Here is a 13,784-nt window from a genome sequence, read left to right as displayed (position 1 = left end):
CTTTCGGGCCGAAAGCGCAGAGTCCGGTGCTCACGCCGAACACACTTACCGTGCCGGGTGGACCGTCATGGGCTCACGTTGACGTTCTGGATGAGGGCGGTGCCCGCGAAGACGTTGATGCCGAATCTCCCGCTGGCATAAGCCGTGTCGGTGGCGTCGATGACGGGTACGGTTCCGTTGTCCAGATACACCTGGAAGCGTGACCCGTTGGCGACCACCTTGAGGTGGTACGTCCGGCCCGCCACGATGGGCGTCGGGTACACGGCGACGTCCCGCCCCGGACGCCAGAGTTTGACGAACCCCGAGGTGTCTACGTTGGCCGTGTAATGCTGGGTCGCATTGGCATTGGCCCGGAACGTCAGGGCCGCCGCCACGCCATTGACCACGCGCACATCTCCCTCGTAGGTGAAGTTGCCGCCCGTCTGCGAGCTGAGGAGGAAGCCGTCACCCGCTACGGAGCCCTGCTTGCCGCCACCGAGCGGCTCGGTCCACGTGCCCGCGGTGGGGCTCCACGGTCCGGCGAGATTGGTGCGGAAGCCGGTGGCGTTCACCTGGACGTTCTGGATGAGGACGGTGCCTTCGTAGACATTCATCCCGAAGCGCCCGCTGACATACGCGGTATCGGTGGCGTCGATGATGGGTACGGTTCCATTGTCCAGGTACACCAGGAAGCGCGAGCCCGTGGCCACCACCTTCAGGTGATACGTCCGGCCCATGGCGATGGGCATCGGGTACACGGCGACGTCGCGTCCGGGCCTCCACAGCTTGACGAACCCCGCGGTGTCCACGTTGAGCGTGTAGTGCTGGGTCGCATCGGCGCTGGCCCGGAACGTCAGGGCCGCGGCCCTCCCGCTGACCACGCGCACGTCACCCTCGTAGGTGAAGTCCGTGCCCGTCTGCTCACTGAGATAGAAACCGTTGGTGAAGCTTCCCGCCGCGCCCTGCTTGCCGCCAGTCACATCGGTCCAGGTGCCACCCACCGCCTTCCAGCTCCCGGAGAGGTTGGTGTCGAGCACGGACTCGCGGGTCCCCCAGGCGGAGCCCAGCCGGTAGAGCTCCAGCGAGACCAGCTTCACCGAGCCTCCTTCCGCGTAGAGGCGGATACCCTGACTGGCCGGCGCGGAGTCGAAGCGGACGTTGTCGGTCACCGACAGCCGGCCGTCATTGCCGAAGATCTCCAACTGGCCCCGGTCCACGAGCAGCCGCATCTTCACCCGGCCATTGATGGGTGCCAGCGGCGCCCCGTACAGCGTCTGCGCGGCCCGGTCATATGTCACCAGCCGATCCGCGGACCCATCCGCGCGGGCGTGGAGCTTGAACCCGAAGCGCGAGGCCGTGGCCCCCGTGAGGTCGAACTCCGCGATGAGCTCGTACGTGTCGGCGGAGGTGCCGGCGAGCGGATCACTGGCCGGGTCGGTGGTGATCGTCCGGCTGGTCCATGCCGCGCTCGAGGTGCGCAGCGATTGCAACTCCGCGATCGGGGTACGGGTGATCCGCACGCCCTCGGGGAACGTCTTCAGCTTCAGCTCGGCGGGAAACGAGGCACTGCCCGTCCAGACACTCCCGGCATTGCCCGGCATCCACACCATCTGGACGGTGCGCCCGTCGGGCATGTTGCTGAAGACGAGCCCCGCGTAGAACGAGCCATCGAAGCTGTTGCGGCCCATGTCCATCCGCTGGGGCGTGGTCCACTCGGGGGTAAACGTCGTGCCGTTGAACGCGCCGAGGACGTACTCGCCACTCGCATCCGTCATGACCCAGCGGGTGTTGGCCGCGTTGCCGTCCACCGCGAGGGGAAAGAAGTCCGGGCACTCGAAGAGCCAACCCGCCGCGTACCGGCTGCGCCAGGTCCAGTGCAGCAGGTCCGGCGAGTCGTAGAGGTCCACGCCGTTGCCCCCGGCGTCGGACCAGACGACCATCACCCACCGCGACGTCGGCGCGTGCCAGAACACCTTGGGATCCCGGCTGGTGCCCGCGGGCGTCACGACCTTGCGGCCGCCATCGTAGGTCTGGAACGTCCGGCCCGCGTCGTTGCTGTAATGGACGATGACCCCATTGGTTCCGGAGAACACGACGATGGGGTACTCGGCTCCGGTGCGCAGGCCGGAGGTGTTGTTGACATCGACGACCCCACCGCCGGACCACAGGTCCCCGGGGTGAACCCCGGGCTCGAGCGCCATCGGCTTCTGGGTCCAGTGCACCAGGTCGGGGCTGGTGGCGTGTCCCCAGTGCATGGTGTCCCAGGCCAGCCCGTGGGGATTGTGTTGGAAGAAGAGGTGGTAGGTGCCGTTGTAGTAGAGCGGCGCGTTGACATCGTTCATCCAGCCCCCGCGAGAGCTGAAGTGGAACTGTCCGCGATACGGCTCCGTGTAGCCGGTCGCCGGGTAGGGGAATTCCGGGTACTCGTTCACGGTGCCCGCATGGCTCGGAAAGCCTGGCAGCACGAAGGCGAGTGCCGCGACGAGCAGGGGAACGACATGACGGGTGGAACCAGGTTTCACGGGCGAGACCCCTCGGGACGACAAGATGGAGGAGTTCGGGTTCTACCATGTATTCCAGTGAATACTTGGAATTCCTGGTCCAGCTCAATAGTCGCCGACGTTCTCGGCGGCGATCTCGTGGCGGCCGAACTGCGCGATGACGAGCCGGCGCCGGCGCCCGGACGCGTTGAGAGAGCCGGCATGCCAGACGTGAGAGCTGAAGACGATGACGTCTCCCGCACGGGCCTCCAGCACGCGCTCGGCGGGGTGGACACTCTGGGGTTGGGCGTATGAGCCACGTGGGACGCGTGCCCAACGGTGACTGCCGGGCACGATGCGTGTGGCTCCATTGTCGAGGGCCATGTCGTCGAGCACCCAGAACGCATTGACGAGGAGCTGTCGCTCGGGAGGGGTCGGGCCCTTCCAGTCGACATGGAGCCCCTGGCGCCCGTGGCCGTGAGGAGGCGCGCGGCCTTTGATCCGCAGCACGTGGACGTCGTCATCGAGCAGCGCGCTCACCGCGGCCAGGACGCGAGGATGCGTCTGGCAGACCGCGAAGTCCGGCTCCGTGCCGAGGTCGGGTCCCCAGTTGATGCCCACACTGTCGTTCGGCGATGCGGCGGCGAGGCGATCCCAGGTCGCGTGCATCGCCGCGAGCTCCTTCTCGGACAGCACGCGCGGGAGATGCAGCCAGCCCTCGAGCTCGAGCTGGCGCAGGGCCTGATTGTCCATGCCTCTCAGGATGCACCCTCACGTCGCGTCAGGGTCAACCGGGTGCTTCCTGGATGAGAATTTCCGCCCGAGTGGCAACTCGCTCGACGGTCGCCTGACTGGATTACCATTGGCGAACCATGCTCTTCGGAAAGAAAGCACCGCCCACGCGCTCGGAGCTCATCACCGAAGCCGATCGTGCCCGGTCCAAGGGCAAGCTCAAGAAGGCCGTGGCCGGGTATCGCAAGGCGTTGGAGCTGGAGCCGAAGGATCCCGCCGTCCACGTGAAGCTGGCGCCGCTGCTGGCGCGGACGAACGAGCACGAGGCGGCGCTCCAGAGCTTCCGGACCGCCGCCCAGAGCCACCTGGACAAGGGCTTCGCGGACAAGGCGCTGGCCGTCTACACGCAGGCGGCGGAGACGTTCCCGGCCCAGGTGGCCCTCTGGCAGCAGGTGGCGCAGATGAACCTCTCCCGGGGGCACCGCGCCGACGCGGTGAGGATGCTCCTGCGAGGCCGGCTGTACCTGCGCCGGAAGGCCGAGCGGCCGGTGGCCATCATCCTCTTGAAGGAAGCGCTCACGCTGGACCCCGCGCTCTTCGCTCCGAGGCTGGACCTGGCGCGGCTGCTCGCCAGCCAGGGTCAGAAGGCCGAGGCGATGGCCCTGCTCGACCCGATGGAGAAGTCATTGGAGGGCGCGCAACTGCGGCAGGTGCGCTGGGCGATGCTGTGTGTCACCCCCAGCGTGGGAGCGGGGTGGCGGTGGCTGCGCGCCGCGCTGACGGGGCGTTGAGGGCCGGGCCCGTTCCCGGTAGTAGCATGGGGTGCTTCCCATGCCGTCCGACGCCTTCACCACGCTCTTCGCCGCACAGCCCGTCATGCTCGCTCCCATGGAGGACGTGAGCGATGCCGTCTTCCGGCGCATCTGCCGCCGGCTGGGCGCGGACGTGTGTTTCACCGAGTTCGTCAACGTGGACTCCCTGCTGCTGGGGTGTTCCCGCAACGAGCGCAAGCTGCGGCTGACGGAGGACGACCAGCCCACCGCCATTCAAATCTACGGCGCGGATCCGGCGAAGCTGGTGGAGGCGGCGCGCATCGCCGAGGCGGCGCGGCCCGCCTTCATCGACATCAACTGCGGGTGCTGGGTGCCACGCATCGCCCGGCGGGGCGCGGGCTCGGGCTGGCTGAGGGATCCAGAGGCCATGGTGGCCATGGCGGAGCGGGTGGTACGCGCGGTGTCCCTGCCCGTGACGGTGAAGACACGCATCGGCCTGGGGCCGGAGGACCAGATGCCCATCGTGGAGCTGGCCGGCCGGTTGGAGGAGGTGGGCGTGCGTGCCCTCACCGTCCACTGCCGTACCGCGAAGATGGGCTACACGGGCACCGCGGACTGGCGCTGGGCGGCTCTGGCCCAGGCGCAGGTGCGCATGCCCGTCGTCGTCAACGGGGACATCCGCACCGCGGCGGACGTGCGGCGTGCACTCGCGGAGACGGGCTGCGCGGGCGCGATGCTGGGGCGGGGTGCCATCGAGCACCCCTGGGTGTTCCGCGAGGTGAAGGCCCAGCGCGCGGGCCTCACCCCCATTCCTCCGACACCCTCCGAGCGCCTGGGCCTGCTGCGCGAGCACCTGCTCGCCAACGTGGCCGTGCGCGGGAAGGGCTGGGGCGTGCCGTACACGCGCCGCTATCTGGCGGGCTACCTGCGTGACGTGGAGGGCGGCGCCGAGCTGCGCGCGCACCTCAACACTTCCGGAGAGCTCGACGACTGGCTGGAGCGCATCTCCGCGCTGGAAGCGCGCGTCATCCCGGTTCAGCGGGAGTGCACCGTCAGCGTGACCTCCGGGTAGTCCCCCGTGCCCCCCTGGAGGAGCGGAGACTCGCCGCTGCCCTTCACCCGCTCGTCCGCGAAGGCGAGCACCCAGGCGCGGGTGATGGAGGCGGCGCGCTCCGCCGGCTCCAGCGTTCCCGTGTCGAGGCTGTCGGCGGTCACCTTCGAATCGTAGGCCTTCATCAGCTCCAGCAGGAGCGGCAGGTCCGAGAAGGTGAGGTGCCCGGACTGGGCGACCGCGACCGCGTAGACCGGGGCGCGCCTGTCCTCGATGAAGGAGCGATGGGTGCCATCGTCGATCGCCCGGGTGTGCATCACGAGGAAGGGTTGGGTGACGCCCTTCTTCCAGGAGCCCTGGAAGGTGCCGTCGATGTTGGCGCAGGCTCGCACGCCCGGCTCCTTCTGGCAGATGATGGCCGATGCGGCCCCACCGACGGAGTGGCCGAAGACGCCCACGCGCTCCAGGTCGAGCCTCCCGGTGAAGCGCCCCTGGGCGTCCCCCGCATCGAGCGCCCGCACCTGGGAGAGGACGAAGCGCAGATCCGCCACCGTCACGTCGAAGAAGGGCGTGCCGAAGAGGCCGCCGGGCTCCTCGGTGTTGGGGGCATAGCGGCCGTCGGGGAAGATGACGGCGCCGGTGGTGTACGTGTGCGAGGTGGCGACCACCACGTAGCCATGGCTGGCGAGCTCCTCCAGCAGCGATGTGTAGAGGGTGGGCGGGACGCCGGCTCCGGGTGAGAAGAGGAGGACGGGGAAGCGGGCATCGGCCGCGAGCGGAGCCTCGGCCACCGCGTGTGCATGGACGAAATCCAGCAGGCGGGCGGGTGTGTCGAGTCCATCTCCCTTCAGCTGTGCGATGCCCTCGCGGCGCACGAGGAAGTAGGGCGCGGGCTGGGCCCGGGGAGGCGGCGAGGCGGGGTACCACACGCGCACCATCAGCTCGCGCTTGTCCTTCTTGGCGTCGGAGAACGTCTCGTCGCGCGAGGTGTCCACCCAGTCGAAGGTGGTGGTGCCCACCGCGTAGGAGCCCGTGGGGGCGGGTAGCCGGTTGAGAAGGTGGCCCGAGGCGTGTGCCCGGTCACAGCCGCTCACCTCCGCGCCGGAGCGGGTTCTCGCCTCCAGCTTCAGGCGGCTCACCTCGGCGTGGAGGACGCCCTGGTCCACCAGCGCGGGGAGCGGGAAGCGCAGCACGGCGTCCAGCTGGCCGTCTCCGTTCACGTCCTCCTCGCGGAGCGCGGCTTCGGCGGCGACGTTCGGGGCGGAGCCGTCCGGGTCGGACAACGAGGCGGTGGCCGGGTCCAGCGTGCGCGCGTCGAGCGTCGCGTCTCCGAGCACGGCCACCTCGAGGGCGCCGGTGCCCGACAGGTCCACGGCATTCGGGTAGGCCCCCGGGAGCACGTCGAGCACCGTGGGGCCGGTGCAGACCTCGGGAGGCGGCGCTGGAGGCGGCTTCCCGCCGCCGCATCCGGTGGCGAGCACCGTGGCGGCGGCGAGCGAGGCGAACAGGTGGGACGGCTTCGGGAGCACGGGTCATCTCCTGGCGTGGCTTCGAGGACGCAACGCCAGGAGAACACCATCCGCCCGCGCGGGTGTTACTTCTTCTCGCTCCAGATCTGCTTCATCCAGGCCTCGACGTCCTTCGCCTGGCGAGGAATGTCCTCGGAGAGCACGCGGCAGCCCGTCTTCGTCACCAGGACGTCATCCTCGATGCGCACGCCGATGCCCCGGTACTTCGCCGGTACCGTCAGGTCGTCCTTCTGGAAGTACAGGCCCGGCTCCACCGTCAGCACCATGCCCGCCTTCAGCTTGCCGTACTTGTACGCCTCCTGCCTCGCCTGCGCGCAGTCGTGCACGTCCAGGCCCAGCATGTGGCTGACGTTGTGCAGCGAGTAGCGCTTGTAGAACTGGTTCTCGTCCTTCAGCGCCTCCTCCGGCTTCGTCTTCAGGATGCCCAGCGCGTACAGGCCCTCGGCCAGCACCCGCATCGCCACCCGGTTGGGCTCCATGAAGTCGTTGCCCGGCTTCACCGCGTCGATGGCCCGGTCCTGCGCCTCCAGCACCAGCTCGTAGATTTCCCGCTGCTCCTTGGAGAACTTGCCGGAGATGGGCAGCGTGCGCGTGATGTCCGCCGTGTAGAGGCTGTTGCCCTCCACGCCCGCGTCCAGCAGCAGCAGCTCGCCCTTCTTGATGTCGCCGTCGTTGCGCGTCCAGTGCAGCACGCACGCGTGGTGGCCCGCCGCGGCGATGGTGCCGTAGCCCACGTCATTGCCCTCCACCCGCGCGCGCAGGTTGAAGACACCCTCCACCTCGCGCTCGCTCCGCGCCGCCTTCAGCCGGCGGATGACGTCCTCGAAGCCCCGGTGCGTGGAGTCGATGGCCGCCTCCAGCTCGCGCACCTCCTGCTTGTCCTTGAGGAGCCGCATCTCGGACAGCGCCGTGGCCAACTGCTTGTCCCGCTCGGCGTGCTCCGGCACCGCTCCATCCACCTTCGCCGAGTGGCCGCGCAGCACGCGCGAGGGCAGCGCCACCGCGCCCTTCAGGCCCTCCAGGAACGCGGGGAGCTCCGGCAGGCCACGCGCCTCACGCACGCCGAAGCGCACCTGGCTCTCCTTCACGCCCAGCCGCGGACCCACCCACAGCTCGCCCTTCACGCGGTCCGTGAAGAAGGTGGAGTTGCTACGGCCCGGGTTCGGCTCCACGAAGAGGATGTCCGTGTGGCCACCCCCCTCCTTGGGCTGGAGCACCAGCACGCAGTCGGGCTCCATGTTGCCCGTCAGGTAGTAGAAGTCCGTGCCCGGCCGGAAGCGATAGTAGGTGTCGTTGGCGCGCACCTTCTCGTGGCCGGTGGGAATGACGAGCGTCTCGCCCGGGAAGAGCTTCGAGAGCGCCCGGCGGCGGGCCTCGAACGCGTCCGCGTTCTTCAGCTTCGGAGGCGGCTTGCCGCTCTGGGGCTTCCACCCCTGCATCATGAAGTCGAGCAGCGCGGGCGGTGGCACCGTGTCGTGGCTGGCGGGCTTCGCCTTCGTCTCCGACTCGGGAGTCACCAGGGATTGCTGCTCCGGCGCCTCGTCCTGCTGGGGCGCGTTCACTGCGACGGCTTGGGCTCGGGTTCGGGTCGTCTTCGCCATGGGACGACTCTTGAACATCCCCACGCGCTCCTTCAAGCCTGATGCACTACGTCGTGCGCGCGATGTCCTCCCTTAGAAGTGCCAGTTGACCGAGCAGGACGGGGACGGCCGTCTCCACCCGGAGGATGCGCGGCCCCAGCGAGAAGGGGTGGAAGCCGTGTGCCTCCAGCAATTCCGCCTCGAAGGGCACCCAGCCGCCGTCCGGCCCCACGGCCAGCACCATCCGGGGGGCCGTCTGCACGCCTACCCGGGTGAGTGGCTGTCTCGCCGGCGGGTGGGGGAGGAGCCGGAGGGCCTGGGTGCCGAAGATGGCGTCCAGCTCGTCCTCGACGAAGGGGCGGAAGCGCTCGCGGACGAGCACCTCGGGCAGACGGGTATCCCGGGCCTGCTCCAATCCCTGGAGGAGGAGCTCCTCGATGAAGTCGGGGGCCAGCACCTTGGAGTCGAAGTAGCTCTTCTCCACCCGGGCCGCGTTGACGAGCACCACCCGGTCCACGCCGAGCTGCGCCACCGCGGGCAGCACCCGCTTGAGGGCCTTGGGGCGGGGAATGGCGAGCAGCAGATCCACTCCGGCCCTCGGGGGAGGCGGGTCGGTGAGGGTGACGCGCAGGCGCAGCAGGCCGGGGGTGTTCTCCAGCACCTCGCCGGTGCCCACGAGCCCGCCGAGCTTCCCGACGCGCAGCGTCTCCCCGGGCTCGGCGCGCAGCACCTCGCGAGCGTGCTGGGCGCGGCGGCCGGTCATCTGGACGGTGCCGTCCGGGAGGAAATCGGAGTCCTGGAGGAGCAGGAGGTTCAAGGTGGCTCCGTGCTTATCACTCCTCCCCGCCGGCTCAGGTGCCCGCGGGCTCCTGCTGGGCGATCGCCTCGATCTCCTCGTTGCCCAGCTCCAGCTTCGCCTCGGAACCGCTCCACACGAACGGGATGCCCGGCTGACGGTAGAGGTTGGCCGGGATGTTCCGCGCCAGCTTCGCGTGCAGCTCCGGCAGCTTCGACCAGTGCAGCCCCTGCTTGGAGTGGTGCGCGGTGTGGTAGCCCAGGTTCCCCGTCATCAGGTTATAGCCCCGGTGCAGGATGTTGTACGACGCCTCGTTGTGGTCCTTCGTCTCCAGGCCCACGTGGTGGAAGTAGGTGGCCCACGCCGTCAGGTAGAGCGACAGGCACATGGGCAGCAGGAAGACGAAGAGCGCGTTGTACCAGTTGTGCCAGAACAGCACGCCGAGCAGCGCCAGCTGCAGCAGGCCCATGCTCACGAAGATGCGCCGCGCCTGGGGGTACTTCTTCCCCACCTGGAAGGCCCTGGGATAGGCCGAGAGCGTCGTCTTGAGCGCGTACTCCATCTCTCCCATGGTGCTGCCGTCGGGGCGCTTCCACCGCGACTCGTCCTGGGTCTGGTCCAGGTAGTTGAGGTGGTGGCCGACCACGTGGTGCAGGAACCACGCATGCGAGGTCACCCCGGTCTGGAACCCGAAGATGATCTCCAGCAGGCGATTGGGCAGGGGGTGGCGGAACATCGTCAGGTGCTGGTGGTGGTGGTTCCACGAGCTGATCCACCCCTTGGGAATCGCCCCCAGCCCCAGATACAGGATCGGTAGCCACCAGCTCTGCGCCGTGAAGTAGACGGTCAGGTCGAGCGCGAACACGCACACGAACATGAGGACGGGGATGCGATCTTCGGGATGCCTGAACAAGGTCTCAATCTCTCCGCGACAGGGGCGCTGCAAGAGTACAGGACGCGGGCCGCGTTCTGGTGAATTCTGGACGAAATACCCCCCACCCGGAACGCCGGCCGGGCTGGGGGGCTTGCGCCAGCTCCCCTGGTTCCCGGCGGGCAGCCGGACTGGGGGCGGCGACGCGGTGCGGCGCGGGCGGGGACTAGAAGGAGGTCCCCACCTCGAGCAGGTTCACCTGGTAGCTCAGGCCCAGGCCGGGCAGCTCCGGGCTCGCGCCCAGACCCAGCTCGAGCACGGAGACCTGCATGCCCGTGGGGGTGGTGAAGCGCAGCGGCGCCAATTGCACCCCCAGGGTGAAGAGGGGCCCCGAGATGGGCGTGGGGTGCTCGGGCGTGAGGAAGTGCAGACCGCTGCCCACCATCCCCGTGAGCACCAGCAGCGCCGCCGGGGTGTACATGCCCCGACGCTGGAGGCCCGCGCCCACGCGCACCTGCGCGGCGTTGCCGATCGCCCCCAGGTAGCCGAGGTCCGCCTGGAGGATGAAGCGATCGTCCAGGGTGTCGCGCACGCCCACGCCTCCGCCGATGCCGCCCAGCGTCCGCGTGTCGGAGAGGTAGATGCCCGCCCCCGAGTGGGCATACACGGTGAACCGGTGGGCCGGGGACTCGGACACGCCCTCGGCGGCGGCGGGGGTGGAGCCCAGCAGCGCGAGCAGGGCCCAGGCAAGCGCCTTCTTCATCGGGGACCTCCCGCCCACCAGGCGAGGCTCACGGCGGACACGCGCACGGCCTGGCGGAAGGGCTCGGGGGAGAGTGTCTCCGGCACGTCCTTGTCCGTGTGGTAGTTCGCGTTGCGGAAGTCGGCCGTGTCGGTGAGGAAGACGGCGTTCCTCCCGGTGAGCCAGAAGGGCGAGTGGTCGCTGCGCATGAGGTTGCCCGAGATGGGCGTGGCGCCCTCTCCCGGAGCGATGATGGGGACGACCTTCATGAGTCCCAGCCGCCGGTTGAGCTCGTACAGCTCGGACACGAACTGGCGCGAGCCGTCGTTGCCGATGGCGGCCAGGAAGTCACCCGTGTCGGGGGAGGGCAGGCCGGGGATCGACGTCTGCGAGCCGGGCGTACTGTCGTAGTAGCCGATGCTGTCGAAGACGAGGGCGGCGGTGAGGTGCTCGCCGCCGAGCGCGTTCACCAGCTGGGTGCTGCCCAGGAAACCCCTCTCCTCGAGATCGAAGCCCACGAAGCGCACGGTGCGCTCGAAGCGGTACTGCGAGAAGACGCGAGCCAGCTCCAGCACCGCCGCCACGCCGGAGGCGTTGTCGTCGGCGCCCATGTAGAAGGCGTCGAAGTGCGCGCCCACCAGCACCACCTCCTCGGGGCGGGTGGTGCCCGGCAGCTCCGCCACGACGTTGGTGACCTGGAAGCCCGAGTCCTCGCCCTCCTGCAGCCGTACCTGGAGCCCCAGGGCCTCGAGCCGCTTCTTCATCAGCTCGCGCGCGTTGTCCCGCGTCAGGTGGCAGGTGGGCTCGTAGTTCTCGCGCTCCCGGTCCGAGCAGGTCAGGGGGCTCTCCGCCTGGTGCGACTCGGCCAGGTTCCGCACGTGGGCCATCAGCCGCTCCGCGTCCACCTTGCCGGCCAGCTCCGCGAGCTTCTCCAACTCCAGCTCCGGGAAGGTGGGCACCGCGGGGGCACACGTCGTCAGGGCCAGCAGCGGCAGGGCCGCCAGGACACCTCGTGGAAGACGCAGCTTCACCATCCACCTCCCACGCTCACGAGCCCGAGCTGCACGCGGACGCTGGCGCCCGGTGCGGGGAAGCTGGTGCCCACGCGCAGTTGGAGCGCGCTCAACGTGAACCGGCCGAGCTGGAAGCGCAGCGGGCTGGCCCCGAAGGCGAAGTACACGGGGCCCAGCCGCGAGTCCTCGTACTCGTGCTGACGGCCGCGCATCAGGACGGTGTCGACGAGCTGGGTGAAGCCCGAGAACCCCAGCTCGGGGCCCGCGGTGGGGGCCCAGACGCCGAACCGCGCGCCCACCTGCGCGTGGACGAAGACCTCCAGCGGCAGGGGCGTCTTCGTGGCGGGCCCGCTGCCCGTCCGCAGCCCTCCTCCGAACTGCACCGCGCTCAAGCCGCCTTCCTCGGCCGCCGTGCGCAGGAAGGCCGCCTCCATCAGGAGGAAGGGATTGGAGCTACGGGCATAGGAGACGTGCTCGAGGACGGACAGCCCCAGCGACAGCTCGTTGCGGGAGCCGGCCCTCGCGGGGAGGGCCACCAGCAGGGCGGCCGCCAGGAGGAGGCCAACGGGTCGGATCGCCATGTCCCGGTTCACTCCTCCAGGAGGAAGTCGATGGGCTGGGTGAGCCGCTCGGCCACCCACCCGCGCGAGCGGGCTCCGGCCAGCAGCCGCTCGGACTCCTTCATGCGCGGCGCCTCGGGACCGCTCGCCGGCCCGATGATGTGCTCCATCCACGGCTCCAGGCCCATGGCGTAGTTGTACAGGCGCTTCGCGCCCAGCACCTCCATCATCCGCAGGCCCTCGTCCGCGTTGCTGCCGCGGCAGCGCCGGTTCTTCTCCAGCTTGCGGTCGCGCTTCTTGGGGAAGAGCGCCTCGATGGTCCAGGTGTGCGGCGCGCCCTCCGTCTCCGTGTTCATGAACACCGTCTGGACGGTGCCCAGCTCCTGGCGCATGTTGCGGTAGAGCGCGTCATCCACGTTCATGGAGTCGGCGGCGAAGAGCAGTTGCTGCTTGCCCATGCGCACCAGGAACGCGGACTTGGCGTGGCCCACGTCCCCGTGCTCGCCGAGGAACGGCGCGATGACGATCTCCCCGTCCGGGATGGGCAGCGACTCGTACGCCTCCGGCTCCAGGACGTTCTCGAAGCCCAGGGCGCGGGCCAGCAGCTTGGGGGAGTAGTCGCCCAGCAGCAGCCCGTTGGAGCGGGGCACCACCAGGTGGCCGATGCGCCGGCGCAGGCGCAGCAGCGTTTCGAAGGAGTAGTGGTCCGCGTGGCTGTGGGTGATGAGCGCGTAGTCGATGCGCGGCGGCAGCTCCTGGAAGTTCATCCGGGGATGGCCTCCGGCGGTCGGGCGGGGGCTGATGACGGGGTCCACCATGATGGTGGTGCCCTTCCACTCGATGAGGACGCAGGCGTGGCCCAGGTAGCGCACGCGAGGCACGCTGCCCTCCCACGGGGTGTAGGGGCGCAGCGGTTCCTGGGTGAGCATCGGCAGCAGCTGCGCGTCGCTGGTGACGGCGGAGCCCAGCACGTCCCGGATGAAGCCGAGCGGCCGCGGCTCCTGGTCCAGCCCGAAGAGCGCGTCCATCCGCTTCTCGTCGAAGGGCACCCGCACGTCGATCTGCCCCGGCTCCATCATGTACGGGGTGGTGAGCAGGCTGGGGCGGCCCGCGTCCGTCTCCAGGTTCCACAGCCGCAGCGACTGGATGTCCCGCTTGTGCACGGGGCTGCGGTACAGCATCCCCTCCATCACCCGGAGGAAGGGGCGGTTGTTGTAGTCATAGAGGAGCTCGACGCGGCCGCGCAGCGGCTCGGGCACCTTCGTGTAGTACGGCTCCAGCGACTGGCCGCGGGCCTCCTCCAGCAACCACCGCTGGAACTCCTCCAGGGACTCGGCCAGCTTGAGGTTGTCGGCCTGCTCCTCCTGCATCTTCTGCAGCAGGGCCTTCACCTCACCGGCCCGCTCGGCGGGGACTCCGACGAAGGAGCCACCACTGAGGGCCGGATCCTTCGCCGCGCGCGCGTGGAAGTCGGGGTTCTGCAGGTAGGCCTTGAGCAGCGGCAGCTGGAAGCTGTGCGCGTGCAGGACGGCCGGGATGGGAGCGAAGTTCATCCACCACGCCCCCCAGCTCTGGATGAGCGGGGTGATGCAGGTGTGATCCGACAGGCGATACAGGGATTGCTCGGACATGGAGGGTAGGCCTCTCCGGGAGCGAAGGGGGGAGGGGTGGGTAGGGG

Annotated in this window: 12 protein-coding genes; 2 read left to right on the top strand and 10 right to left on the bottom strand. The window is 69.3% G+C overall.

Features of this window, described 5'->3' with window-relative positions; all coding sequences use genetic code 11:
- Window positions 1-65 precede the first annotated feature (65 nt).
- Both JRI60_RS37675 and JRI60_RS37670 read right to left on the bottom strand, forming a co-directional pair.
- A complete protein-coding gene (locus JRI60_RS37675; protein WP_204220867.1) occupies window positions 66-2,501 on the bottom strand; it encodes a glycoside hydrolase family 32 protein in 2,436 nt (811 codons plus the stop codon).
- A gap of 84 nt (window positions 2,502-2,585) precedes the next feature.
- Entirely contained in the window at window positions 2,586-3,212 is a 627-nt protein-coding gene (locus tag JRI60_RS37670) for a phytanoyl-CoA dioxygenase family protein (RefSeq protein WP_204220865.1), read from the bottom strand.
- A gap of 119 nt (window positions 3,213-3,331) precedes the next feature.
- Here JRI60_RS37670 and JRI60_RS37665 point away from each other — a divergent pair, with 119 nt between their 5' ends.
- The gene (locus JRI60_RS37665) at window positions 3,332-3,982 is read left to right on the top strand and encodes a tetratricopeptide repeat protein (RefSeq protein ID WP_204220854.1); all 651 of its coding nucleotides are present in this window, start codon (window positions 3,332-3,334) and stop codon (window positions 3,980-3,982) included.
- 40 nt (window positions 3,983-4,022) lie between these two features.
- Window positions 4,023-5,036, top strand: a complete 1,014-nt coding sequence (locus JRI60_RS37660) for a tRNA dihydrouridine synthase (RefSeq protein ID WP_204220852.1) — start codon at window positions 4,023-4,025, stop codon at window positions 5,034-5,036.
- Here the strand turns inward: JRI60_RS37660 and JRI60_RS37655 are convergent.
- From JRI60_RS37655 to JRI60_RS37620, 8 genes are all read right to left on the bottom strand, one after another.
- Complete coding sequence (locus JRI60_RS37655; protein WP_204220850.1) at window positions 5,000-6,544, bottom strand: alpha/beta hydrolase family protein; 1,545 nt, start codon at window positions 6,542-6,544, stop codon at window positions 5,000-5,002. The genes JRI60_RS37660 and JRI60_RS37655 overlap by 37 nt on opposite strands.
- 65 nt (window positions 6,545-6,609) lie before the next feature.
- The gene (locus tag JRI60_RS37650) at window positions 6,610-8,145 is read right to left on the bottom strand and encodes an aminopeptidase P family protein (protein ID WP_204220847.1); all 1,536 of its coding nucleotides are present in this window, start codon (window positions 8,143-8,145) and stop codon (window positions 6,610-6,612) included.
- Window positions 8,146-8,191: 46 nt separating this feature from the next.
- Window positions 8,192-8,941: a 16S rRNA (uracil(1498)-N(3))-methyltransferase gene (locus JRI60_RS37645; protein ID WP_204220846.1), complete on the bottom strand. Its 750-nt coding sequence runs from the start codon at window positions 8,939-8,941 to the stop codon at window positions 8,192-8,194.
- Window positions 8,942-8,975: 34 nt separating this feature from the next.
- Window positions 8,976-9,797 (bottom strand): fatty acid desaturase, encoded by an 822-nt coding sequence (locus tag JRI60_RS37640; protein WP_204229261.1) that lies wholly within the window; start codon window positions 9,795-9,797, stop codon window positions 8,976-8,978.
- A gap of 220 nt (window positions 9,798-10,017) precedes the next feature.
- Window positions 10,018-10,554 carry a hypothetical protein gene (locus JRI60_RS37635; RefSeq protein WP_204220844.1) on the bottom strand — a complete coding sequence of 179 codons (537 nt, stop codon included), beginning with the start codon at window positions 10,552-10,554 and terminating at the stop codon, window positions 10,018-10,020.
- A complete protein-coding gene (locus JRI60_RS37630; protein ID WP_204220843.1) occupies window positions 10,551-11,564 on the bottom strand; it encodes a M28 family peptidase in 1,014 nt (337 codons plus the stop codon). Before JRI60_RS37630 ends, JRI60_RS37635 begins: the two co-directional genes overlap by 4 nt.
- Window positions 11,561-12,127: a hypothetical protein gene (locus JRI60_RS37625; protein ID WP_204220841.1), complete on the bottom strand. Its 567-nt coding sequence runs from the start codon at window positions 12,125-12,127 to the stop codon at window positions 11,561-11,563. The genes JRI60_RS37630 and JRI60_RS37625 overlap by 4 nt, the downstream gene beginning before the upstream one ends.
- Window positions 12,128-12,135: 8 nt before the next feature.
- A complete protein-coding gene (locus tag JRI60_RS37620) occupies window positions 12,136-13,737 on the bottom strand; it encodes an MBL fold metallo-hydrolase (protein WP_204220840.1) in 1,602 nt (533 codons plus the stop codon).
- Window positions 13,738-13,784 lie beyond the last annotated feature (47 nt).

Origin of the sequence: Archangium violaceum (assembly GCF_016887565.1) — a bacterium.
Taxonomy (GTDB): Bacteria; Myxococcota; Myxococcia; order Myxococcales; family Myxococcaceae; genus Archangium; species Archangium violaceum_B.
Note: the sequence above shows the minus strand (reverse complement) of the source record. Positions and strands in the feature narration are given on the sequence as shown.

Bases quoted from the DNA above. Each gene is read 5' to 3' on its own strand.
- JRI60_RS37625 (WP_204220841.1), bottom strand. From the start codon at position 12,127: ATGGCGATCCGACCCGTTGGCCTCCTCCTGGCGGCCGCCCTGCTGGTG.
- JRI60_RS37670 (WP_204220865.1), bottom strand. From the start codon at position 3,212: ATGGACAATCAGGCCCTGCGCCAGCTCGAGCTCGAGGGCTGGCTGCAT.
- JRI60_RS37640 (WP_204229261.1), bottom strand. From the start codon at position 9,797: ATGTTCGTGTGCGTGTTCGCGCTCGACCTGACCGTCTACTTCACGGCG.
- JRI60_RS37650 (WP_204220847.1), bottom strand. From the start codon at position 8,145: ATGGCGAAGACGACCCGAACCCGAGCCCAAGCCGTCGCAGTGAACGCG.
- JRI60_RS37635 (WP_204220844.1), bottom strand. From the start codon at position 10,554: ATGAAGAAGGCGCTTGCCTGGGCCCTGCTCGCGCTGCTGGGCTCCACC.
- JRI60_RS37665 (WP_204220854.1), top strand. From the start codon at position 3,332: ATGCTCTTCGGAAAGAAAGCACCGCCCACGCGCTCGGAGCTCATCACC.
- JRI60_RS37660 (WP_204220852.1), top strand. From the start codon at position 4,023: ATGCCGTCCGACGCCTTCACCACGCTCTTCGCCGCACAGCCCGTCATG.
- JRI60_RS37620 (WP_204220840.1), bottom strand. From the start codon at position 13,737: ATGTCCGAGCAATCCCTGTATCGCCTGTCGGATCACACCTGCATCACC.